The 21,933-nt window shown below is 62.3% G+C and carries 21 protein-coding genes and 1 other annotated feature; of the genes, 11 read left to right on the top strand and 10 right to left on the bottom strand.

All coding sequences use genetic code 11. From position 1 onward, the window contains the following. The first annotated feature begins 7 nt into the window (after positions 1 to 7). The gene (gene tnpC, locus G5S35_RS37815; protein WP_183040836.1) at positions 8 to 1,588 is read left to right on the top strand and encodes an IS66 family transposase; all 1,581 of its coding nucleotides are present in this window, start codon (positions 8 to 10) and stop codon (positions 1,586 to 1,588) included. 15 nt (positions 1,589 to 1,603) lie between these two features. Here the strand turns inward: tnpC and G5S35_RS37810 are convergent, their stop codons facing one another. The 4 genes from G5S35_RS37810 to G5S35_RS40215 all read right to left on the bottom strand — a co-directional run bounded on the left by G5S35_RS37810 (position 1,604) and on the right by G5S35_RS40215 (position 5,233). After that, positions 1,604 to 2,119 carry a hypothetical protein gene (locus G5S35_RS37810; protein ID WP_074987645.1) on the bottom strand — a complete coding sequence of 172 codons (516 nt, stop codon included), beginning with the start codon at positions 2,117 to 2,119 and terminating at the stop codon, positions 1,604 to 1,606. A gap of 484 nt (positions 2,120 to 2,603) precedes the next feature. Next, positions 2,604 to 3,446: a DUF3037 domain-containing protein gene (locus G5S35_RS37805; RefSeq protein WP_074987646.1), complete on the bottom strand. Its 843-nt coding sequence runs from the start codon at positions 3,444 to 3,446 to the stop codon at positions 2,604 to 2,606. After that, positions 3,443 to 4,183, bottom strand: coding sequence for a HipA family kinase (locus tag G5S35_RS37800; protein ID WP_074987647.1), 741 nt, complete (start codon positions 4,181 to 4,183; stop codon positions 3,443 to 3,445). The genes G5S35_RS37805 and G5S35_RS37800 overlap by 4 nt, the downstream gene beginning before the upstream one ends. An 840-nt stretch (positions 4,184 to 5,023) precedes the next feature. Further along, the gene (locus G5S35_RS40215; protein ID WP_074987674.1) at positions 5,024 to 5,233 is read right to left on the bottom strand and encodes a hypothetical protein; all 210 of its coding nucleotides are present in this window, start codon (positions 5,231 to 5,233) and stop codon (positions 5,024 to 5,026) included. Positions 5,234 to 5,457: 224 nt separating this feature from the next. Here G5S35_RS40215 and G5S35_RS37795 point away from each other — a divergent pair, with 224 nt between their 5' ends. After that, positions 5,458 to 5,811 (top strand): hypothetical protein, encoded by a 354-nt coding sequence (locus tag G5S35_RS37795; protein ID WP_124263369.1) that lies wholly within the window; start codon positions 5,458 to 5,460, stop codon positions 5,809 to 5,811. 440 nt (positions 5,812 to 6,251) lie between these two features. Next, positions 6,252 to 7,489, top strand: a protein-coding gene (locus G5S35_RS37790) for an IS3 family transposase (RefSeq protein WP_183040409.1) whose coding sequence is annotated in 2 segments (ribosomal slippage) — positions 6,252 to 6,543 and positions 6,543 to 7,489 — 1,239 coding nt in all. Because the reading frame shifts where the segments join, the coding sequence is not laid out codon by codon here. Continuing rightward, positions 6,533 to 6,649: a sequence feature (AL1L pseudoknot), on the top strand. Its footprint overlaps the gene before it by 117 nt. 49 nt (positions 7,490 to 7,538) lie before the next feature. On the opposite strand, the gene G5S35_RS37785 is transcribed toward G5S35_RS37790, so the two are convergent. After that, the gene (locus G5S35_RS37785) at positions 7,539 to 7,733 is read right to left on the bottom strand and encodes a cupin domain-containing protein (protein ID WP_161495588.1); all 195 of its coding nucleotides are present in this window, start codon (positions 7,731 to 7,733) and stop codon (positions 7,539 to 7,541) included. Between the two features lie 336 nt (positions 7,734 to 8,069). Between G5S35_RS37785 and G5S35_RS37780 the strand changes: the two genes are divergently transcribed. Together G5S35_RS37780 and G5S35_RS37775 are read left to right on the top strand one after the other, a co-directional pair. After that, positions 8,070 to 8,894: an alpha/beta hydrolase gene (locus G5S35_RS37780; protein WP_074987649.1), complete on the top strand. Its 825-nt coding sequence runs from the start codon at positions 8,070 to 8,072 to the stop codon at positions 8,892 to 8,894. Between the two features lie 170 nt (positions 8,895 to 9,064). Next, positions 9,065 to 9,838, top strand: a complete 774-nt coding sequence (locus tag G5S35_RS37775; protein WP_183040852.1) for an IclR family transcriptional regulator — start codon at positions 9,065 to 9,067, stop codon at positions 9,836 to 9,838. A 128-nt stretch (positions 9,839 to 9,966) separates the two neighbouring features. Here the strand turns inward: G5S35_RS37775 and G5S35_RS37770 are convergent, their stop codons facing one another. The 3 genes from G5S35_RS37770 to G5S35_RS37760 all read right to left on the bottom strand — a co-directional run bounded on the left by G5S35_RS37770 (position 9,967) and on the right by G5S35_RS37760 (position 14,536). Continuing rightward, positions 9,967 to 11,313: an MFS transporter gene (locus tag G5S35_RS37770; RefSeq protein ID WP_074987651.1), complete on the bottom strand. Its 1,347-nt coding sequence runs from the start codon at positions 11,311 to 11,313 to the stop codon at positions 9,967 to 9,969. A 165-nt stretch (positions 11,314 to 11,478) separates the two neighbouring features. Next, positions 11,479 to 13,095, bottom strand: a complete 1,617-nt coding sequence (locus G5S35_RS37765) for a GMC family oxidoreductase (protein WP_074987652.1) — start codon at positions 13,093 to 13,095, stop codon at positions 11,479 to 11,481. A gap of 22 nt (positions 13,096 to 13,117) precedes the next feature. Further along, the gene (locus G5S35_RS37760; RefSeq protein ID WP_183040835.1) at positions 13,118 to 14,536 is read right to left on the bottom strand and encodes an NAD-dependent succinate-semialdehyde dehydrogenase; all 1,419 of its coding nucleotides are present in this window, start codon (positions 14,534 to 14,536) and stop codon (positions 13,118 to 13,120) included. A gap of 309 nt (positions 14,537 to 14,845) precedes the next feature. Here G5S35_RS37760 and G5S35_RS37755 point away from each other — a divergent pair, with 309 nt between their 5' ends. The 6 genes from G5S35_RS37755 (at position 14,846) to G5S35_RS37730 (ending at position 20,019) form a co-directional block, all read left to right on the top strand. After that, on the top strand, positions 14,846 to 15,256 hold the full coding sequence (locus G5S35_RS37755) for a cupin domain-containing protein (protein ID WP_074987654.1): 411 nt from the start codon (positions 14,846 to 14,848) through the stop codon (positions 15,254 to 15,256). Then, positions 15,253 to 16,017 carry an HpcH/HpaI aldolase family protein gene (locus G5S35_RS37750; protein WP_074987655.1) on the top strand — a complete coding sequence of 255 codons (765 nt, stop codon included), beginning with the start codon at positions 15,253 to 15,255 and terminating at the stop codon, positions 16,015 to 16,017. Before G5S35_RS37755 ends, G5S35_RS37750 begins: the two co-directional genes overlap by 4 nt. An 11-nt stretch (positions 16,018 to 16,028) precedes the next feature. Further along, positions 16,029 to 16,961, top strand: a complete 933-nt coding sequence (locus G5S35_RS37745; RefSeq protein ID WP_074987656.1) for a DUF6282 family protein — start codon at positions 16,029 to 16,031, stop codon at positions 16,959 to 16,961. A gap of 32 nt (positions 16,962 to 16,993) precedes the next feature. Next, entirely contained in the window at positions 16,994 to 17,830 is an 837-nt protein-coding gene (locus tag G5S35_RS37740) for an IclR family transcriptional regulator (RefSeq protein WP_074987657.1), read from the top strand. A 19-nt stretch (positions 17,831 to 17,849) separates the two neighbouring features. Beyond that, complete coding sequence (locus G5S35_RS37735) at positions 17,850 to 18,914, top strand: beta/alpha barrel domain-containing protein (RefSeq protein WP_074987658.1); 1,065 nt, start codon at positions 17,850 to 17,852, stop codon at positions 18,912 to 18,914. Positions 18,915 to 18,993: 79 nt separating this feature from the next. Continuing rightward, the gene (locus tag G5S35_RS37730) at positions 18,994 to 20,019 is read left to right on the top strand and encodes a porin (RefSeq protein WP_074987659.1); all 1,026 of its coding nucleotides are present in this window, start codon (positions 18,994 to 18,996) and stop codon (positions 20,017 to 20,019) included. 18 nt (positions 20,020 to 20,037) lie between these two features. Here G5S35_RS37730 and G5S35_RS37725 read toward each other — a convergent pair whose 3' ends face one another. Both G5S35_RS37725 and G5S35_RS37720 read right to left on the bottom strand, forming a co-directional pair. Continuing rightward, positions 20,038 to 20,382, bottom strand: a complete 345-nt coding sequence (locus G5S35_RS37725) for a cupin domain-containing protein (RefSeq protein WP_074987660.1) — start codon at positions 20,380 to 20,382, stop codon at positions 20,038 to 20,040. A gap of 270 nt (positions 20,383 to 20,652) precedes the next feature. Then, a complete protein-coding gene (locus G5S35_RS37720) occupies positions 20,653 to 21,843 on the bottom strand; it encodes a M20 aminoacylase family protein (RefSeq protein ID WP_183040834.1) in 1,191 nt (396 codons plus the stop codon). Between the last annotated feature and the right edge of the window lie 90 nt (positions 21,844 to 21,933).

Genomic DNA, 21,933 nt, shown 5'->3' with positions numbered 1-21,933 from the left:
ACCGACCATGCCGAACGCTCCCGTCATGTTGAGCGCCGAAGAGTATCAGGCGCTGATTGTCGCGATCGCCGAGCGCGATGCGCTGCGCGGCGAGCTTCGGCTCGTGACAGCACAACGCGATCTGGCCGAAGAAAAACTGCGGGCCTACAAGCACGAACTGTTCGGTGCATCGAGCGAGTCTCGCCACGCTGACCAGCTCGGCCTGTTCAACGAAGCCGAGGCATTGGCGACGACTGCCGACGTGCCGGCGCGCGAAGACGTGCTGGGCACGTCGGTCGCCGCCCACACGCGCGGCAAGCGCGGGCGCAAACCACTCGATCCGAACCTGCCGCGCGAGGTCGTGCGGCATGAGCTGCCCGAGTCTGAACGGTTCTGCGCGCATGACGGACATGCCCTCGTGGAGATCGGCGTGGAAACGAGCGAACAGCTCGACGTGATTCCCGAGCAGGTGCGTGTCGTTCAGCACCAGCGGATCAAGTACGCGTGCCCATGCTGCGATCTTGGCATCAAGGTCACGCCGGCACCGGCTCGGATCATCCCGCGCGGGCTACTCACGGAATCCGCGCTGGTGTGGATCATCACCGGCAAGTACCAATACGGAATGCCGCTGTATCGCCAGGCCACGCTGCTGCGTCGCTTCGGCGGCGACATCTCGTCGAACACGCTGGCCGCCAGTGTAGTGCGAGTGGGACTGGCCACGCAGCCGGTGATCAACCTGATGCGCGACGCGCTGCTCGAATCGGACTTGATCTACGGCGACGAGACGACGTTCCAAGTGCTGAAGGAACCGGGACGAAGGCCGCAGGCGAAGAGTTACCTCTGGGCACAGATCAACGGCTCGGGGCCGCCTGTGCGGATGTTCTCGTACTCGCCGGGGCGCGGCGCCCAGCATGCGCAGAAGCTCTATGCCGGCGTGCAGCCTGGCACCGTGCTGATTACAGACGGATATGAGCTCTACAACGGCATCGCCCACGATCACCAGCTCGTGCATCTCGGATGCTGGGCACACGTGCGCCGCGGCTTCATCAAGGCTGAAGAGTCGGTACCGAAGGCGGCTCGCTCGCCAGACTTGCTGGCGACACGCTTCGTGGCGCTGATCGGCAAGCTGTTCGCTGCCGAAGCGCGCAGTGCGAAGTGGAAGCCTGAACGCCGGCAGCGACTGCGCGCCCGGTACAGCGCTCGCGTGCTCGCCATCATCGAGCGCATGCAGGTCGGGAATCTGCCTACCGTGGTGCCGTCGAGTTTGCTCGGCAAGACATTGCAGTATATGAGCGGACAGTGGCCCAAACTGGTCCGCTACGTCGAAAACGGCAACTGGCCGATCTCGAACAACCTGTGCGAGAACGCGATCCGGCCGTTCGTCGTTGGCCGCAAGGGCTGGCTGTTCTCCGATACAGTCGCCGGTGCGCAGGCCAGCGCCAACCTGTACTCCCTCGTCGAGACCTGCAAGGCGAACGGCATCGAACCGTATCGCTATCTCGTCTGGTTGTTCACGAAGTTACCGCGCGCATCCACTGCCGATGAGTACGCGGCACTCATGCCATGGGATATGCCTACTGCAGAGGAAGCCCCTCGCCGGCAGGTGTAGCGCGCTATGCGGCGATCAGAGTGGCACGATCGGAATGTTCCACCCGAGGAACGATGCTCGGTCGGGCGCTTCGTCCACGCCATGAGGTAGGCGATCGTCGAATATGAACCAGTCGCCAGCCTTCGGTTTATGGCGAACCCTGCCTTGCCGGAAGGTCAGGCCGTCGTTGTGCAGCACCACCATAAGTACCAAGCCCTCATCGTCCGTGTGCATGTCGGCGGCGGCCGTTGCCACGAGCAGTTCCTCACGGCCCCGGTAGTCGCTGTCGGCGCGACGGTAACCGAGCGCAGTGAGATCCGGAAGCCACACGGCACCATTGCGACTGGCCCAAGACGGAATTGCATAGGTTTCGACCTGATCGCCGCAGAACTCACTTTCGTCAGCGGCGGTGTAGAACTCGTTGGCTAGTTCGTCCGATAGACGAATAACGTCACCCGGAATCTGGACCGAGCCAAGAATGGAACCGAGCGGCAGCGTGCCTCCCGCTGGGCGGGTCGGCATCGGGCGCTGGCGAATGTGGGTGCGTTGCATGGCGAGTTGCGCCTCTTGTGATCGGGTATAGACGAATTATTCCAGATGGCGCGCGTCATTCAAGGACAGGCGCACAGTCCCGGTTCGCTTGCTGTCAGAAAAGTGCCTTAAGCCGCACCGATCACCATGCCAAACGCGTCCCGATAGGAAGGCAGATCCACTGAGAGGTGTGATTCACGGACCGCTTACAATCAATCGCATCGACGAACTTCTGCCTTGGCGTGTGGCCGACAAGCTGCACACACCAGGCAGTCCGCCAGATCCCTCTTCCTGACTGGCAGTTCCAGTCACCATCTTGCCTTACGCGCACGCGAATGGACGAACGGCCCAACTGAGGCTCTTACCGCTTACCCAACGCCGCAAGCCGAGCTTTGCCAATTGTGGGTGTCAGGCGCACGGCGGGGTCCGGGCTTAGGCGCGGAGAGAGAGTGATGAACGTTTCGTGCGAACGAAAAAAAAGCCCCGCAAGGTGCAGGGCCACCACTCAGGAATGCTCTGCCTCAGCGGCAAATCGTTTTATACGTTCGACTTCCGTTTCTTCGGCAACCTGAATGTCGGCACGCTCAAGTTCGGATTTAACGTCGGCGTAAACCGCTGCACTTGCATCGAACCGGCTTTCAGGCGGGCGGACGACAAACAACGCGTCACCGTATAGCTGCTTGTCACGACGCAACTTCTTGATCTTGCCCAGCCACTCCCAGCCGTGATCGTAGAGACGTGTTGGATCGCTTCGATCAAGGTCCAGCGGCTTGATCAGGCGAACAGCGCGATCCGTCTCGTCAACCTTGACGAACGGAACCCTCGCCTGGATGTCCAGACCAAGGACGCGTGTCTGATAGGCTTTCTGCAGGTCGACGGCCTTCAGAATTCCTCTCACGCGTTGCTCGACCATCCGTTCCTGATAGACGGGGGTCGCGAACGACCGCCCAACGTAATAGTCGAAATACTCCTCGAGCGCGATCCGTGGATCTGCAACGATCGCACCGCGGGGCGTATCGGCGTAGATGATCGCTTCGCGAGGACGAGAAAGCTCATCAAACGCAAAGTTGACGAACTCCGCGCTCGGGCCGTTCACCGCGCCGATGAACGCACGCTCAATCATCTGACCGATACGGAAAAGTTCGTTGCGGAAAGTGTCGCGCGCCCGCTTGTACACGGTGACGTCGAGTTCATCAAAGAACGCGGTAATACGTCCTACCCGGTCAAGAAGCTTGTAACCAAAAAAGCGTGCGGTTGGGCTCATCACCACAACCCCGACGTTGGCGAACTCTCCTGTTTCAGGGTATGGCATGAACCGCACGAGGGCATATCTGCATGCGTGTTTCATGTTTTGTTCCAGAAATCTGCTAAATCGACTCGATCCAATACATGTTTGACCTTATCTGGTGTCAAACGTGCCGGGACTCCAGGTGCGACCTCCAGCCAGTCATCGGGCATTTTGTCGCACGCCTCTTCAAACCGGCGTAGTGCGGTGCGCATCCGTGTCTCGTAGGCCGGCCGCGCAATGAAGTCCTGGTACACACTGTTCCAGTCTGCCGCAAAAACGTGCCCAGCGAGGAACTGTCTGGGGTCGAATGTGTCATCGAACGCCAGATTGTAGTCGATTACGATCAACTCCTGCTGAACCACATGCCACAGCAGGTTCACGTTTCCACCAAGGCTCGTCAGCGTGCGGTCGTCGTTTTTGACCCACCAATCGAACACCGCGACATCCCGGCGCAGTTGATCCGGAACACGGTCGACAAAACCAAATGGGAGGTCGATGACACTGTCAGCAATCACCGACCCGAAAGCATAACCCACCCCAAGGTCCTGAAAGTCAGGTAAGCCAAGCCATTCCATTTCTTCCGGGATTTCAACGATCCGGAATTCAGCAACGGGCAGACCAAATGCCAGTGCCAGGCTGGAGGCCAGCCATTCGGCGATGAGACTCTGGCGACCAGCGTCGCGCCCCTTCACGTAGTAGAGTCGACCGTCCGCGCCGCGGCAACGGAACGGGAGCGTGCGCCCCTGAACCGAGCGCGCCTGAATTTCGACGATCTGGACCACTTCCCCGTTAATCATCAGCGCGTCCAGTTCCGAGAGGCTCCGACGCAGCGCGTATGGCGATCGGGCGTGTCACCGTGCAGCCCCCTAAAATTCGTCGACTCATGTTTCTCTCATGCCTCTGGCTCTTTATATTCGTTGCTGCGTCCGCGCTCGGCGTCCAGCGCCCACGGCGCGTTCGCAATCTCCCAGATATTTTAACGGGAAGCCGCCATATCCCCTCCGGGCGGCCGCCCGGATTGACTACATCCGCCTGGCTCAACCGGCCGTGCGTCATTCAACCTTCCCCCCTGTGGTCCTCAACGCGTCAGCGGCTCCAGAGTCAGAACAACCCGCCCTGCCGCGCGTCGAGCCCCGCGACGGCGAGCGACGCGGCGCACGTGAGCGACGAGATCGGCCTGGGCGACGTCGGCGTCCCGCGCGGCCAGCCGCAGCGCGTAGCGCCGGACGCCAATGTGTCGGGTCCATGCAATGCCCGCAAGGAGAGACGCAGCCCTGCGCGGTTCACGCGTCCGACGAAGTGAAACCTGTTCCATTCCAGAAGTAAATCTGGTAGTGCCCGATGAGGCATGGCAGCTGATTTTGAATTTATCGCCCCAAAAAAGCAGAACGCGTCTGCGGCAAAAAGGAAGAGCGCCTCAGAGTGGGCTTGCTAACGCCTGATGATATTTCCATGTTCTGTGGCAAGAATAATCGGCCGTTATAGGGACAAATCACTCTTCGTCGTCATGCACCGAAGGGGCACAAGAAGCCCGGATAAATCTGTGCACAGCCGATCAATATCCCCGGCTTGCTGCACTTCACGCATCCGGGTAAAAACTGAAAGCCAGTTTGCTGGCGTCATCGCAATCTCCGTAGCTAGTTCGTAATGACGATGCGTGGCCCATCTTCGTCGAGACGAAATTCGTCGGTTCGACCGGCTCGAACGTCGAGCAGGAGCCTGTCCAGAGCAGCAACCTTGGCGTTATCGCCATCGGTTGGCGGGACGCGCCCCCCGTCCGGGATCGTTGATCGCGTCCTGATCAAAAGGCGGATTGCCTCTTTCCGCTTAATGAATATCTTGGCCACACAAATACTCTGCAAACGGTTACGACACCACAGTCGGCATCGCCAACGCCAACAGCCGCCCGACGGTAAAGGAGTCACTACCGGATTGTGCACGCTTTGAGCTCAGCGCTTTAAACACACGCTAAAATCTTCCTCACATATTCCGCAATCGAACCATCTGTCTCGCAGAACATGCGCGGCAGGTGAGCGGTACGCTTCTCATGCCGGACCCTCCCGTTCCCGCCATGACACCGCAACAAGTAGACGCCGACAGCTACCCGGCCAAGCAATACCCGGAAGACCGCCCCCCTGCCGGACGCGAAACGACGTCCCCCGGGGCAATGCCACCTTTCGCGCTCTCCGTGCAGAAAGACAATTTCGCGAATGCAAAGGCGAGGGTCATGCTGCTCGTCGAGTCCGAGACACCGGGCGTGGAAACCACCCGGGTAGTCAAACGCCAGGTTGGCGACTGGACGTGGTTCGACATCGATGCCTGGCACTCGACCTCGAAACGCTGGCTAACCCGCAGGGGTGTTCCGGAGCGTCGGCGCGCTTTCGAAATCGCGCGACTGCGAGCCTGGCTGGAAAGCGAAGATTAAGGCGTGTCATGCCGGACTACCGCACACACCATTCTGGGCATCGGCGTATGCCCTGCTCATGCCCTCACGCCCGGTTTTCAACCGCCGCAGCTGACTTCGATGAGATCGCGGCGTGCGACAGCGCCCGGACGCACCACCTGCTGTCGCAGGAATCCAGTTCCTGTCTGCGCCGCGAGGCTCACGCGCATCGCCTCCAGACGCCATCCAGCATACCCGTCTGGTGCAGCTGGTCGCCCAGTTGTGCCTGCAGCGAGTGGATCTCCGCCTGCGCGCTCCACATCGCGCGTGGCACGATGTGGCACCCCTACGGCCCACGAGCGCCTTGCCATTCGACGAATTGCGGCAAGGTTTCGGAGTCGCCGTTGCAACCTTACGCAGTTCTGTATGAATTGAACCGAGCCGGGTTTGGTGGAGGCTCCAACTCTTGAGAGAATGGAGCCATGAACAAGAAGGCAACCAAGTTTTCCCCGGAAGTCCGCGAGCGCGCAGTGCGTCTGGTGCGCGAGCAACGTAGCGAACATCCGTCGATGTGGGCGGCGGTCGAATCGATTGCACCGATGATCGGCTGTACGCCGCAGACGCTGCACGAATGGGTCAAGCGTGACCAGGTTGACCAGGGTGAGCGTGATGGCGTGAGCACCGACGAACGCGAACGGCTGAAGGCCCTGGAGCGCGAGGTCAAGGAATTGCGTCGTGCCAACGAGATTCTCAAGGTCGCGAGCGCGTTTTTCGCCCAGGCGGAGCTCGACCGCCGTTTCAAGTCCTGAAGGCCTTCGTCGATCAGTATCGCGACACCTTTGGGGTCGAGCCGATCTGCAAGGTCTTGCGGATTGCCCCGTCGGGCTACCGACGCCATGCGGCACAGCTTCGCGATCCGTCCAGACGCTGCGCCCGCGCGAAACGAGATGAGATTCTGCAACCCGAGATCAGGCGTGTCTGGCAGGCCAACATGCAGGTCTATGGTGTGCCGAAGGTCTGGAAGCAGATGAATCGCGAGGGCATTGTGGTCGCGCGCTGCACGGTCGGTCGGTTGATGAAGCTGCAAGGTCTGCGTGGTGCGGTTCGCGGCAAGCGCATTCGCACCACGATTGCCGACAAAAGCGCACCGCGTCCGCTGGACCGAGTCAACCGGCAATTCAAGGCGCAGCGGCCGAATCAGCTCTGGGTTTCGGACTTCACGTACGTTTCGACATGGCAAGGCTGGCTTTACGTGGCGTTCGTGATCGACGTGTTTGCTCGCCGTATCGTTGGCTGGCGAGTCAGTTCGTCGATGACCACGGACTTCGTTCTGGACGCACTTGAACAGGCGCTGTATGCGCGGCAACCAGGCGAGAACGGGACATTGATACACCATTCCGACAGGGGGTCCCAATACGTCAGCATTCGCTACAGCGAACGTCTGGCCGAAGCGGGCATCGAGCCTTCGGTCGGCAGCCGTGGCGATAGCTATGACAACGCGCTGGCTGAAACGATTAACGGCCTGTACAAGACGGAACTGATTCATCGGCGCGCCCCGTGGAAAACGAAGGAATCCGTCGAACTGGCAACGCTGCAATGGGTGGCCTGGTTCAATCATCATCGACTGATGGAACCGCTCGGCTATATCCCGCCCGCTGAAGCTGAGGCAAACTACTACAGGCAACTCAGAAATACTGCGGATGCGCCTGCTTTAACTTAAACCCAATAGCCTCCACGATTCCCGGCTCGGTTCAGAATCTTCAGCGTAATCATATCGCCCGTCGCAATGTGACAATCGCTCCCGGACCGATTTCTTTTTCCTCTCCGGCGCCGACCTGACAAAGCGCCGTGCCGCTCAGCACGACAAAGGTTTCGTCCAGCGCGCGGGCCGTATAGCTGTACGTGCCAGGCGTGGTGCGACACACGGCGACGGCAGCCGGGTCTTCCGCATCGCTTCCGTCCACACGCAACGGGCTCAAACGCCCGGCACTGCAACCCTTTCGAAGAGGTGACGAAGCGATCCCAAGGAGGAATAGGCAGCTAACACCTCGCTCGCAGTGCACGCCACCTTAAGATCTCGATAACACACGCCAATTTGCGCCTTCACCCGTTGGGGCGCGCAATCCTTACTCTACGCCGCTTGCGCCAGGGCCATTAAGAACATTTCAGATTCTTAATTTGCTACCAAAACTATCATTGGCGCTGTTGCTTGAAGCGTAGCGCGACGCTCCTCCGCGAGCGATGCGCCGACAGCAGCGACATCGTGGCAATGCCCATCCATCATGACAGGGAACTCGCAAATGAGCCGCATCACTACGCCTGACGGTACGGAGATTTTTTACAACGACTGGGGTACCGGTCAGCCTATCATCCTGGTCGGCGGGTGGCTTGTGAGCGCCGACATGTGGGAATACCAGGCGCTCTTTCTCGCCAGCAATGGATTCCGAGTGATCGCCTATGATCGTCGCGGTTTCGGGCGTTCTAGCCAGCCGTGGTCGGGCTACGACTACGATACTCTTACCAGTGATCTGGACGAATTGATCAGGCAGCTCGACCTCACCGACGCCATCCTGGTCGGCTACTCAATGGGCGGTGGGGAAGTTGCAAGGTACATCGGGACTCATGGATCGAAGCGTATTGCCAAGGTCGTTTTGCTTAGTGCTACCACCCCTCTACTAGTGGCACGGGCCGACAACCCGGCAGGGGTTCCCCGAGACGTCTTCGATGGGCTACGGGCCGGTACACTTAAAGATCGCGCCGAATTTCTGGTTAATTTTGGTCGCGCCTTTACCGGGGCCGATCGTGACCCATCCGCGGTCACACAGGCGATGCTCGACTGGACATTCGATATGGCAATTAAAGCGAGCATAAAGGCAACCCATGACTGCATTGCATCCTTTTCGGAAACCGACCTGCGTCCCGACCTGGTAAAGTTCGACATCCCAACTTTGGTCATTCACGGCGGCGCAGACCCTGTTGTGCCAATCGAACTTTCAGGCAAGAAGTCCGCGTCGCTAATTCCAGGCGCAAAATTTGTTGTCTACGAAGGCGCCTATCATGCTCTCTACTACACGCATAAGGATCGGCTCAATCAGGACATATTGAGCTTCGCTCGATTGTCGTAGGATCGCCACTGAAGACGGCTGCGTGACTTCAAGCATCCAACAGGATGTAAGCCTCATCGGAGGGCTTGTTCGCCTTAGCAGCGACGCCAGGCAAAGCGAGTACTTGCGAACATGTGCATGGCACTTTGGCTCGCCCATGCACTTTGAATAAGTAGGTCACACGCCGTTGTCTGACTTTCGACATTCTGGAAAGCGTCGTTGGGGCGTCGGACGACATCGGCGTGAGCGAACTCGCCGCGCGGCTCAATACGACCAAGGCGACGATCTTTCGCCATCTGCAAACGCTGATGGAACTGGGCTATCTCGCGCAGAACCCGGTGACCTCGCGCTACCGGCCGGGCGTGAAGGTGTATCTGCCGAGCCGCTCGGCGGCCTCGCGCATCGACTTGCTGAGCGCGTCGGAAGCGGCCATGCGCGATCTGCGCGAGGAATTGGGCATGTCGGTCGTGCTCTCGGGGCTCGGCGCGCGTGAGCTGACGGTGCTCGCCACCGTGGTCGGCAAGGCGCCGCTCGAGATCGGCGTGCGGCCCGGCACCAACCTCGCGCTGCACGCGAACGCGCAGGGCTATGTCGCGCTCGCGTTCGGTCGGCCCGAACTGCGCGCGCAACTCAAGCGTCAGGAATTGAAGGCGTACACGCCGCACACCGTGACCGCGCACGCCAGGCTCGACGCCGTGGTGCGCTCGACGCGCGAGGCGGGCTACGCCGTGGCCTACGAAGCGGAAACGCTCGGTATCAGCGCCGTGGCCGCGCCGCTGCTCGACAGCACCGGTTTTGCGATCGGCACGCTCGCGCTCGTGGGCAGCATTCAGTACCTTCCGAAGGCGCCGCCCGCCGCGATCGTCGACCCGCTCGTACGCACGGCGCTCCGTATTTCATGGAATCTGAGCTACAAGGGCAGCGATCTGCGCCGCGACCCGGCCGGGCCAGCTCTCAACGGTTGAAATTGCCGGGCGCGGTAGTGACGACATCAACGAAGGCGTCGATGAAGAGTCGATGTTGAAACGCGCGATGCGGATACGGCAGCAAACCGCGCCGTATCCGCATCGACGTCGGCCACCTTAAGCACGTGTCACGCCGGCGTGTCGCTAACCACGCTGCGCTGCGCCGCGCGTCGCTGTCGCAGTTGCGGCACGCAGGCCATCGTGAGCGCGCCTACGAGCGTGACCACCGAGAGCGCATAGAGCCCGCTTTCCAGATGCCCCGTGCGGTCGCGCAGCCAGCCGATCAGGAACGGACTCGCGTAGCCGCCCAGATTGCCGATCATCGCCATCAGCGCGATCGCGGCGGCGGCGGCCTGGCCTGTCAGCAGCACGCCCGGCAGCGCCCACAACACGCAGAAGCCCGAAAGACCGCCGGCCATCGCCACGCTCAGGCCGATCAGCGAGAGCCACGGCTGCGTGTGAAAACACGCGCTGAATGCGAGACCCGCTGCCGAAAGCGCCGTGGCGATCGTGCCGTGCCAGCGGCGCTCCTTGGTGCGGTCCGAATGCTTGCTCACGATGATCATCACCACGGCCGCGACCGCGAACGGCACGGCGGCGAGCAGACCGGTCGTGAAGAGACTGCGCACGCCCAGGTTCTTCACGATCTGCGGCATCCAGAACGACACGCCGTAGGTGCCGCACAGCAACGTGAAGTTCGTGACGATGAGGCACCAGATGCCCGCGTTCGTGAACGCGGCGCCGAAGTCATGGCGGGCGCCGTCGCGTTCGTTCGCCCCGCGCTCCGCCGCGAGTTGCGACGTCACGCGCGCGTTGTCTTCGGCGCTGAGCCAGTGCACCTTGCCGGGGCCGTTGTCGAGATAAAAATACGTGACGGTGCCGAACAGAATCGCCGGCGAGCCTTCGAGCAGAAACAGCCACTGCCAGCCCGCAAGCCCGCCCACACCTGCGAACGTCTGCATGATCCAGCCCGAGAGCGGACTGCCGAACACGCCCGCGAGTGCGATGCCGAGATTGAAATACGCCATCGCCTGCGAGCGTGCGTAGGTCGGGAACCAGTACGTGAGATACAGCACGATGCCCGGATAGAAGCCCGCTTCCGAAATGCCGAGCAGAAAGCGCAGCATGTAGAACGCCGTGGGCGTATGCACGAACAGCATGCACGAGGAGACGATGCCCCATAGCACCATGATGCGTGCGATCCAGAACTTCGCACCGAAGCGCTGCAGCATCAGGTTGCTCGGAATTTCGCAGAGGCAATAGCCGATGAAGAACACGCCCGCGCCGAAGCCGAACGCGGTGTCGCTCAGGCCGATATCGGCGGCCATTTGCAGCTTCGCAAACCCGACGTTCACGCGGTCGAGAAACGAAATGATGTAGAGAAAAAACAGGAACGGCAGGATGCGCCGCGCGATGCGGTTGTAGAGCGCCCAGTCGCGTGCTGAATCGAACGTCGGGCGGGAAAGCAGATTCATGGGTGTCTCCTCGACTGCGTAATGTGCTGTCTCGTGTACGGCTTTTAGGTGTGTGGCGTTTGCTGCTTGCTACGGTTCGTGCGACCGGCGGCGCGGCTCTCTGGCCGCTTCCGCCGGTCTTCGCATCGACGTGTTTTAAATCGCACCGCGTCAGGCCGGGCCGCGCTAGGCCGTGCGACGTGCGCCGGCTTCGCGCTGCGCGAGCATGAAGTCTGCGCAACGCTCGCCGATCATGATGGTCGGTGCATTGGTGTTGCCGCTCACGATCAACGGCATGACGGATGCGTCGGCGATACGCAGTCCTTCCAGCCCATGCACGTGCAAATCCGGCGCGACCACAGCCTGTGTATCGGTCCCCATCTTGCAAGTGCCGACCGGATGGAACACCGTTTTCGCTACCGAGCGCACGTAGTCTTCGTACACGCTTTCGGGGATCGAATCGTCGGCTGTATCGGGCAGCATGAGCATGCCGTCGAGCAGCCCCGCGAGCGACGGTGCGCGCATGATACGCCGCGCGAAGCGCACGCCCGCGACCATCGTGCGCATATCGGCTTCGTCGGAAAGAAAACCCGCGTCGAGCGAAAAACCGTCGTGTGGATCGGCGCTGCGCAAACGTAGCGCGCCGCGCGATTTCGGCCGCAGCGCGCACGGATTCACGGAGATGCCGTGACCTTGCGGCGGCGCGCGATCCACGTCGCCGACCAGCGCGGGCACGACGTGGAACTGCACGTCCGGGCGGCCACAGCCAGTGGCATCGACGAAAGCGCCGCTCTCGATCACATTCGACGTGAGCAACCCGCGCCGCGCCGCCACGTATTGCAGGCCGTGACGCAGCGCCTTCACGCCGCGATCGTGGCCGAGCAAACTGACCGGCTCGCGCGTGCGCCCATACACCGAAGCCGAAAGATGGTCCTGGAAGTTACGGCCAACGCCGGGCAGATCATGTAGCACGCCTACGCCCAACTCGCGCAGATGAACGCCGTCGCCCACTCCCGAAAGCATCAGGATCTTCGGCGTAGCCAGCGCGCCCGCGCTCAGCACGACCTCCTCGCGGCAACGAATTTCGTGGCGGCTGCCGTCGTCGGCGCGCGCGATCACGCCCGCAGCGCGGCGCCCTTCGAACACCAGCCGCTCCACTTCGTAGCCGGTGCGCACGCTCAGGTTCTGCCGGCCGCGCACGCGACCGAGATACGCGACCGCCGAACTGCAGCGGCGGCCCGCTTCGGTCGTCGTCTGGTAGTAACCGACGCCTTCCTGGTGGGTGCCGTTGAAGTCCTCGGTGTACGGCACGCCCGCTTCCATCGCCGCCTTCACGAACGCAAGACTCAACGGATGACGATGCGTGCCATCGCTCACCGTGAGCGGCCCGTCCTGACCGTGCAGCGGCGCGCCCAGTCGCTGATTGCCTTCGGCGCGGAGGAAATACGGCAAGACATCGGCGAAACGCCAGCCCGTCGCGCCCGCGGCGGCCCAGTCGTCGTAATCCTGCTGCTGGCCGCGAATATAGATCATCGCGTTCACGGAACTGCCGCCGCCCAGCGTGCGCCCTTGCGGGATGTACACCTCGCGGTGGTTCACGTGCGCCTGCGCATCGGTGCGATACATCCACGTGCGGCGCGTGCCGTGCACGCGGATGAACGTGCCCGGAATGTGGATGAACGGGTGATTGTCGCGTGGGCCCGCTTCGAGCAGCAGCACGTTACAGCCCGCCTCGACGAGACGCGCCGCAACCGTGCAGCCGCCCGAGCCGCCGCCCGCCACGATGTAGTCGAAAGTTTCCATGGTGTGGCTAGTCACGCGCCGCTCACACGCCGATCTGGCTGACGAACTTCGGCTGGAGATACGCGTCGAGTCCTTCGCTGCCGCCTTCGCTGCCGTAGCCACTGTCCTTCCAGCCGCCGAACGGCGTTTCCGGCGCGGAGAGCCCGAAGTGGTTGATCGACACCATGCCGCATTCGAGGTCGTCGGCGAGACGCGTGGCCGCGGCAATCGAGCTCGTGAACGCAAACGCCGCGAGTCCGTACGGCAGCGCGTTGGCGCGCGCGATCACTTCTTCGAGCGTGTCGAAACGCGCCACCGCCGCGATCGGGCCGAACGGCTCGTCACGCATCACGCGCGCGGCGTCGGGTACATCCGTGAGCACGGTCGGCTGGAAGTAGAAGCCGTCCGTGCCGCCGACCCGCGCGCCGCCCGTGCGCACGGTCGCGCCGCATTCGCGCGCGTCTTCGACGAAGGCGCTCATGGCGTCCACGCGGCGCGCGTTCGCAAGCGGTCCCATTTGCGTGGCGGCGTCGTGGCCCGCGCCCACGGCGAGGCGCGCGCTGTGATTCACGAAGGCATCGACGAACGCTTCGTACACGCCCGACTGCACGAAAAAGCGAGTGGGCGACGCGCACACCTGGCCTGCGTTGCGGAACTTGAGTCCGGCACCGAGCGCGGCAGCCGCGGCCACGTCAGCGTCGTCGCAAACGATGAACGGTGCGTGACCGCCGAGTTCGAGCGTGCAGCGCTTCAGATGCTGCGCCGCGAGCGCACCGAGCGCGCGGCCGACCGGCACCGAGCCCGTGAACGAGACCTTGCGAATAACGTCCGACTGGATCAGATACGACGAGACTTCCGCCGGCACCCCGAACAGCAGATTCAGCGCGCCGTTCGGCACGCCCGCGTCCTGAAACGCGCGGCACATTTCGATACACGACGACGGCGTTTCCTCCGGCCCTTTCGCGATGATCGAACAACCGGCCGCCAGCGCGCCCGCGATCTTGCGCACCAGTTGTGAGACCGGGAAGTTCCACGGGCTGAACGCCGCCACCGGTCCGACCGGCTCGCGCTGAACGATCTGGCGCGCACCGCGCTGACGAGGCGGAATCAGCCGGCCATACGCGCGGCGGCCTTCCTCCGCGTACCAATCGACGTGATCGCCCGCGCCGCCCGCTTCCATGCGCGCTTCGGCGAGCGGCTTGCCCTGCTCCTTGGTGATGAGCTGCGCGATGGTCTCCGCGCGTTCGCGCAGCAGATCCGCCGCGCGAACGAGAATTTTCGCGCGATCGTAAGCCGAGGTCTTGCGCCACACCTCGAAGCCGCGCTGCGCTGCCGCGAGCGCGAGCGCCATCTCCGCTTCGCTGGCGAGCGTGAGTACGCCGAGCGACGCGCCGGTGGCGGGGTCGCGCACCGTCGAGCGCTGCGCGTGCGTTCCGGCGCGCCATGCGCCGTCGATCAGCAAGGGAGTTCCAGATTCATTGTGTAGCGTCCTTTACGGGTCCCGCGACCTTTGTTTGTTGCGCTTAATACTTTTTTTCGTTTCCATGAAAGAAACAACGTTCTTTCCATCGACACATCGTAGAGGCGCAATTCCACCAATGTCAAGCACTTGTCGCCTCGGTATAAATCCTGACGACTTTTATCGATGCCGATGCTTGACCGCCGCTTGAAACAACAACTAGGATTCCCTTTGTCGAAAAATTGTTCTTTTAATCGAAACACGCAGCACACCTTCCCCGCGCGCCGCGTCAACCACGAGGGACCCACGCAGATGAACTCGAAGAGCTATCAAGACCTGCTTCACAACTGGAACGACCTACCGCGCGAAGTGGTGCGCAAGGGCGTGGAACGCGTCGGTTTTCGCGGCGACGATGTGATGTGCGTGATGAACTGGCTCACGCCGGGCATGCAGGTGTTTCCGCACAGCCATACGTTCGAGCAGCTCGTGGTGATCGTGCAGGGCCGGGTGCGCTTTCATCTCGACGAGGAAGTGATCGAAGGCGGCCCCGGCACGATGATCCGAATCCCGCCGCACGTCGTGCATTACGCCGAACCGATAGGCGACGAAGTCGTGCTCAACCTCGACGTGTTCGCGCCGCTGCGCGAGGACTACCGCCATCTGGTCGAATACCAAGCCGATGAATTCGCGGCGAAGGACGCTTCGGCCGGAGCGTCCGCATGAGCGCGCTGACGTTCCGCCAGCGCCTGCGTTCGGGTGCGGTCATCGTCAGTTCGTTCATCAAGACCGGCCACTATCAGCCGGTCGAGGTGGCGGGCGCGGCCGGGCTGGACGCCGTGGTGATCGACGCGGAACACGCCGCCTTCGGCGCGGGCGAACTCGACGCGTGCCTGATGGCGTGCCGCGCCGCGGGCGTGGCCGGTCTCGTGCGCGTGCCGGACACCCAGGCGGCCACGCTGCTGCGCGTGCTGGACATGGGCGCGGACGGCGTGCTCGTGCCGCACGTGCGCAACGCCGCGCAGGCCGCGGAAATCGTCGCACGCACCCGTTACGCGCAAGGCGTACGCGGCTTTTCGAACTCGGCGCGCGCGGGCGATTACGGCGTCACGCCGATGGGCGAGCACATCGCGCGTCAGGACGAAAACATCTGCGTGATCTGCCAGATCGAGGACGAGGACGCGCTTGCCCATCTCGATGCGATCGCCGCCGTGGACGGCGTGGACTGCCTGTTCGTGGGTCGCGCCGATCTCTCCGTCTCGCTAGGCACCTTCGATCTGGACGCTCCCGCCGTGGCCCACGCCACGCGCGCGGCGCTCGGCGCGGCGGTGGACGCCGGAAAGACCGGCGGGATTTTTCTTGGCGAAACCACAACCGTGCCCGAATGGCGCGCGGCGGGCGCCTCATTTTTTGTCATCGGCTCGGATCAATCCATGATGCGCGCCGGCTGGCGTCAGGCCGCACAGCATGTGCGCGCCGCACTCTGAAAGGAATTGCCATGAACGACACCATCCTCGAACACGACACCACTGAGCAGGACGCACAGATCGACCGCCTCATGCAAGGCGCGATCGACCTGCATTGTCATAGCGGCCCTTCCGTGATGGCGCGCTATCTCGATCACATCGAGGCCATTCGCGAAGCGTCGGCTTCCGGCATCAAGGCCGTGCTGCTCAAGGACCACTACTATTCGTGCACGCCGGTTTCGTATCTGCTCAACAAGCATTTCGCCGATTCGGGCGTGCAGGTGCTCTCGGGCGTGCCGCTCAACAACGCCGTGGGCGGCCTGAACGTGCACGCGGTCGAACACGGCCTGAAGCTCGGCGCGAATCTCGTGTGGATGCCGACGTTCTCTTCGAAGAACCACATCGCGCATCACCATCAGGACAAGCAGTTCGACCAGAAATTTCCGCAGACGACCCAGCGCATGCTGGAGCCGATTCCGCTTACCGTGCTGACCGACGACGGCAAACTCAAGGACGAAGTGCTGGCGATTCTCGATCTGATCGCCGAAGCGGGCGTGGTGCTTTCGGGCGGCCATCTGCATATTTCGGAGATTTTTCCGCTGTTCGAGGAAGCGCGCAAACGCGGCGTTAAGCGCCTGCTCGTGAATCACCCCACCTACGTGGTGGACGCGACGCTCGATCACATGCGTCAGCTCGCGAGCGAAGGCGTGTTCATGGAGCACTCGATGTGCATGTGGGTGCCCGGCTCCAAGTTCAAGTTCTACGACCCCGAATTCTTGGGCCAGGTGATCGAGGCGGGCACCGTCGATCTGACGATTCTGGGCTCCGATCTCGGCCAGAAGGGCAACCCGACTATCGGTGACGGATTCCGCAGCGTGATACGCACCGCACTCGACATTGGATATAGCGAGTCGGACATACGTAAAATGACGTCGGGCAATGCTGCCCGGCTGATGGGCATCTGAGCCGCGCCGGGCCACAACCGGAGAACGAATTAATGGCAACGCAAAAGGCGCGCGTACAGGAAGCGGGAGAAGGTCCGGCGCTGCTGGAGTCGGTGGATATAGTGTTCAAGCTGCTCGACGAGCTGTCGTCGGCGCGTCGGCCCATGGGCGTGACCGAGCTCGCGCAGATCATCGAGGAACCCAAGCCGCGCGTGTACCGGCACCTGGCTTCGCTGCGCCTGCTGGGCGTGGTGGAGCAGGACCCGGTGAGCGAGAAGTACCGACTCGGCGCTCGCCTCGTGATCTACGGCGCCGCCGCAAGCGAGCAGTTCGACCTGCGCCAGCTTGCAGATCCGTATCTCACGCAGATTCGCGACGCGACGGGACAAACCGCCCTGCTTTCGGTCGCGACCAACGACACCGCGCTCGTGGTGGCGACGGTCGAATCGAAGGCCAACGTGTGCATTTCAGTTAAGCCCGGCAATCGCGTGCAGCCCTACTGCTCGGCGCAGGGGCGCATCGTGCTGGCGTTCGCCGATGAAGCGAGCCAGCAGCGCGTAATGCGGCGGAAGATGCCGCCGCTCACGCCGCATACGATGACCGATCCCGCTGAACTCGCGGAGCGCCTGAAGCTGATCCGCGCGCGCCTTTACGACGACGCGCCCGGCGAAGTGACGGTCGGCATCAACGCGCTGTGCTGCCCGATTTTCGGCCATAACAACGTGGTGCTCGGCACGATCGGCGTGGTGGGTTCGAGCGGCGAAGTGATGTCGCCGCCCGAACCGGCCATGCTCAAGCACGTGCAGACCGCCGCCGCCGCCCTGAGCGCGCGCCTGAACGGCAACGCTTACGAGCACACGCTCGCGGCGCATCGAAAGAAAACCGAATAACCAAGGCATCGAAAGCATCATGACGAATCGACTGGAAAGCCGCGTGGGCACGCTCACCCTCAAGAACCCGGTGATTTGCGGCGCGGGCGAGCACACCATGACCAGCGACGCGATCCGCGCGGCGCTGCGCCAGGGCGCGGGCGCCGCGGTCGCGAAATCGACCAACGAATCGCAGGCCGCGAAAGACCAGCTCGATCGCACCGATTACGCACTGCTCGACGCGCACTGGAATCCTGTGCCGTGGCACCAGGCCGCCGCGCAGAACGCCACGCTCTTTTGCCGCTCGGGCCTGCTGCAACGCAGCTTCGAAGGCTGGATCGACGAACTCGCCGCGCTCGACACCGAAGCGCGCGCAAGCGACAGCTACGTGATCCCGAGCCTGATCCTCAGCAATCTCGAACAATGCGCGCAGTTCGCCGCGCAAATCGAGCAGGCCGGCCTGCGCGTGCTAGAAGTGAACATCGGCGCGCCGCACGGCGAGGAAGCGGCGCAAGGCGCGATCCGCCTCGAACGCGACGCCGAGCGCATTACGCGTATCGTCGCGCGCCTGCGCGAAAGCACGAAGCTGCCACTGTGGATCAAGCTCACCGGCCAAAGCGAAGACGTGGCCGGGATCGCGGCAGCGGCGAAAGCGGGCGGCGCCGATGCGGTCATTCTGATGGGCCGCTTCATGGGCTTTTTGCCCGATCTCGACACGCAACGCCCGGTGCTCGGCACCAACGCGGCGGTCGGCGGCGGCTGGGCACTGCCGCTCACGGCGCGCTGGATTTCGCTCGCGCGCCGCCGCGTGGGCGCGGATTTCCCGCTGCTCGCCACCAACGGCGCGCGCAACGGGCTGGACGTCGCGCGCTTTTTGCTCGCAGGCGCGTGCGCGACCGAGATGACTTCTGCCGTGCTCACGCGCGGTTACGCGGCGCTCGGCGACGCCATCGCGGAACTCGACGCGTACTTGCGCGAACGCGACCAAACCGTGGCCGAAGTTTTGGGCCGTGCGGCGGACAGCGTCGAAACCTATCAGCAGCAATCGAGCCGCCCCGGCTACTGGGAGCAGTTCGCGCCTTCGGCCGCAGCCTCGAACGATTAACCCAACACGCGCCTTTTCAATAAAGCGCTCTCACATAAATAGTCAGCAATCCAAATCAAATACAAGACGCAGGAGACATATGAAACGCTTGACCCCACGCTACGCGGCGCTCGTCGCGTTGCCGCTGCTTGCCGCCTCTAATGCGCACGCGCAATCGTCCGTGACGGTGTACGGACTTGTCGATACTTTCGTGCAATACGTCGATACCGGAAAAGGCTACACTGCCGCGATGAACAGCAGTGGCCAGTACGGCTCGCGCATCGGTTTTCGAGGCTCGGAAGACATTGGCGGCGGCAACAAGATCGACTTCGACCTGGAAAACGGCTTCAATTCGAACGACGGCACTTTCTCCACGGCGGGCTCCCTCTTTAATCGCCAGGCGTGGGTGGGCGCATCGGGCAACTGGGGCAGCGTGCGCGCGGGGCGGCAGAATTCGCTGCTCTTTCTCAACGAGGGAAGGCTCGACGCATTCGGCGGCGCGACGCAAGCCTCGGGCATCGACAACCTGAGCGTGTACACGTATCGCACGAGCAACACGGTCGGCTATTTTTCGCCGAAGTTCGCGGGCTTTCAGGCGTCGGGCTATATCGGTCTGGGCGATGCGGGCGGCTTTCGCTCTGGCGGCTCGAATTATCAGTTCGCGTTGACTTACGACAATCAGGCGATTTCGGCCGTGTACGCGATGCAAGGCGTGCGCAACGCTAACGCGACCAGCACGGAGCGTTCGACCTTCGCAGGAGGTTCGTACGACATTGGCGCGATCAGGCTCTATGCGGGTTACGCGGGCGCCTCGTGGGACGACATGCACATCAACATCCGCAGCGTGGAATTTTCGGGCCGCTGGACGATCTCGCCGTTCGCCTGGGTCGCGCTCGGCTATACGTTCCTGCAAGATCGCATCGGCAGCAACGACGCGGCGCAATACAGCGCGCTTTTCGACTACGCCCTTTCGAAGCGAACGAGTTTTTACGCAGCGGTTTCATGGCTTGACAATCGCGGCACCGCACAGTATCGACTCGCCGGCGCAGCCAATGCAGGTTTGGCGCTTGCGTACCCCGGCGCTCCCGCGCGTGGCGTCCAGGTCGGCGTCGTCCAGGCTTTTTGATCAACGCTGTTAGAAGCGTTAGAGAATGACGTAGAACTTGCGCATGGGCTCGGGCATTTCCCAGAGCCCCTGAGTGTTAGCAGCGAAGAACAGCGTGTCGCCCGGCGAGAATTCGACAGGCGCTTCGCCGTCTGGCGTGAAACGCCCATGACCCTGCAGAATATGCATGACTTCAGGTTCCATCACGATCCGGCGATAGGATCCCGGGGTACATTCGAAGATCCCGGTGTTCGTGACTTCCGCGCCGTCAACCGACTGTCGGATGCCGCGAAGTTCAATATCGGGCCCGCTGAGCGAAGCGATCGAGCCACGATCCTCGAGGTCCGGGAAGTGCGCGCTATTTTTAATGCTGGTGACTTTCACGGGGATATCCTGTTGCGTGTTCCGTCTATGATCGAAGCGAAAGATTTGCCCATTGTGGCATGAGTCTTTCGGGGTTAGCCCAACTATAGAAATGCAAAACCGCGCTGGGTTTAACGGCCATTAAACCCGCGGTTAAACGAGGATGAACGTCACAGGCAGCACAAGCTGCGGCACAGGGGATTTGGGAGGCAGAAGAAGGCGAGCAGGACGCGCGTGCGACAGAAAGCAGGAGACCGGCGGTGCACTGCACCGCCGCCTGTTGGGAGAAGGCTATCCCCTGAAATAGCGCTGTGCGAGTTCAACCCAGTAGCGCACGCCGACCGGCAGAATGTCGTCGTTAAAGTCGTAAGTCGGGTGATGCAGCCCGGCCGGCGCACAATCAGGCTTTGCATTTCCGATCAGCACATAGGTACCTGGCCGCTCTTCGAGCATGAAGCCGAAATCCTCCGACGTCATGTTGGGCGGCACGTTCGCGTGGACGCGTGCATCACCAAACGTATCGCGCAAAACCGCGTCGCAGAGCGCGGTTTCGGCTGGCGCGTTGACCGTCGCCGGATAGTACTGAAAATATTCGACGTGCACGCTTGCGCCGTAAGCCGCAGCAAGCCCCTCGCACATTGTCTGGATATCGCGCTGCAATTGCTGCTGCAACGTAGACGATAGCGTGCGGATCGTACCGCGCAGTTCGGCGGACTCTGGGATCACATTGTCTGTGTCGCCGGCATGCACCATGCAAACCGAGATCACGCATGGATCGACTGGATCCTTGTGGCGCGCTGCAATCGTCTGGCATTGCAGCACCATCGAACACGCGAGTGGAATCGGATCGAGCCCGAGATGAGGCTGCGCCGCGTGTGCGCCCTTGCCTGTTACAGTGATCCGGAAGCGCGAGCCCGCCGCCATGATCGGTCCAGTGCGCAGACCAAATTCGCCAGCCGGCAATCCTGGCCAATTGTGCATTCCGAATACTGCCTCGGTCGGAAAGCGCACGAACAGCCCATCGTCGATCATCTTCCGTGCACCGGCCCCGCCCTCTTCTCCCGGTTGAAAGACGAAGTGAACGGAACCGGGCAGTTGTGGCAGCGATTTCAATACGCGCGCCGCACCGAGCAACATGACAGTGTGGCCGTCGTGGCCACACGCGTGCATCAGGCCGGAGCTGCACGATGCATGAGAAAACGTGTTGGCTTCCTGGATCGGCAATGCGTCGAGATCCGCGCGAAGCACAATACCGCGCGACGGATCTGCGCCAGGGAGACTCGCTACGACGCCGGTTTGGCCGAGACCACGCACGGGTTCGTAGCCGAGCGACGCTAGCTCGCGCGCGACAACATCGGCCGTGCGAGTTTCCTCGAAGCGCAGTTCGGGGTTGGCGTGAAGGTCATGCCGCAGCTTCGTCCAATGTGCGTGATGCACGCGGTAGAACGGCAATGAGGTGTCGGGTTCGAGAGCGGTTTCCATGCTATCCATAGAGAACAGATACGGGCGGGAAAGCAACTATCGAAGTTGGCAGCGGCATACCAGATGCCCGCGAACCGCTGCATGCGCTGC

It is taken from the genome of Paraburkholderia tropica (assembly GCF_014171495.1).
Lineage (GTDB): Bacteria > Pseudomonadota > Gammaproteobacteria > Burkholderiales > Burkholderiaceae > Paraburkholderia > Paraburkholderia tropica.
Note: the sequence above shows the minus strand (reverse complement) of the source record. Positions and strands in the feature narration are given on the sequence as shown.

Excerpts from the sequence above, each read along its gene's own strand:
- tnpC (WP_183040836.1), top strand. The coding sequence starts at position 8 with ATGCCGAACGCTCCCGTCATGTTGAGCGCCGAAGAGTATCAGGCGCTG.
- G5S35_RS37810 (WP_074987645.1), bottom strand. The coding sequence starts at position 2,119 with ATGCAACGCACCCACATTCGCCAGCGCCCGATGCCGACCCGCCCAGCG.
- G5S35_RS37805 (WP_074987646.1), bottom strand. The coding sequence starts at position 3,446 with ATGAAACACGCATGCAGATATGCCCTCGTGCGGTTCATGCCATACCCT.
- G5S35_RS37800 (WP_074987647.1), bottom strand. The coding sequence starts at position 4,183 with ATGATTAACGGGGAAGTGGTCCAGATCGTCGAAATTCAGGCGCGCTCG.
- G5S35_RS37795 (WP_124263369.1), top strand. The coding sequence starts at position 5,458 with ATGACACCGCAACAAGTAGACGCCGACAGCTACCCGGCCAAGCAATAC.
- G5S35_RS37780 (WP_074987649.1), top strand. The coding sequence starts at position 8,070 with ATGAGCCGCATCACTACGCCTGACGGTACGGAGATTTTTTACAACGAC.
- G5S35_RS37770 (WP_074987651.1), bottom strand. The coding sequence starts at position 11,313 with ATGAATCTGCTTTCCCGCCCGACGTTCGATTCAGCACGCGACTGGGCG.
- G5S35_RS37765 (WP_074987652.1), bottom strand. The coding sequence starts at position 13,095 with ATGGAAACTTTCGACTACATCGTGGCGGGCGGCGGCTCGGGCGGCTGC.
- G5S35_RS37755 (WP_074987654.1), top strand. The coding sequence starts at position 14,846 with ATGAACTCGAAGAGCTATCAAGACCTGCTTCACAACTGGAACGACCTA.
- G5S35_RS37750 (WP_074987655.1), top strand. The coding sequence starts at position 15,253 with ATGAGCGCGCTGACGTTCCGCCAGCGCCTGCGTTCGGGTGCGGTCATC.
- G5S35_RS37745 (WP_074987656.1), top strand. The coding sequence starts at position 16,029 with ATGAACGACACCATCCTCGAACACGACACCACTGAGCAGGACGCACAG.
- G5S35_RS37740 (WP_074987657.1), top strand. The coding sequence starts at position 16,994 with ATGGCAACGCAAAAGGCGCGCGTACAGGAAGCGGGAGAAGGTCCGGCG.
- G5S35_RS37735 (WP_074987658.1), top strand. The coding sequence starts at position 17,850 with ATGACGAATCGACTGGAAAGCCGCGTGGGCACGCTCACCCTCAAGAAC.
- G5S35_RS37730 (WP_074987659.1), top strand. The coding sequence starts at position 18,994 with ATGAAACGCTTGACCCCACGCTACGCGGCGCTCGTCGCGTTGCCGCTG.
- G5S35_RS37720 (WP_183040834.1), bottom strand. The coding sequence starts at position 21,843 with ATGGAAACCGCTCTCGAACCCGACACCTCATTGCCGTTCTACCGCGTG.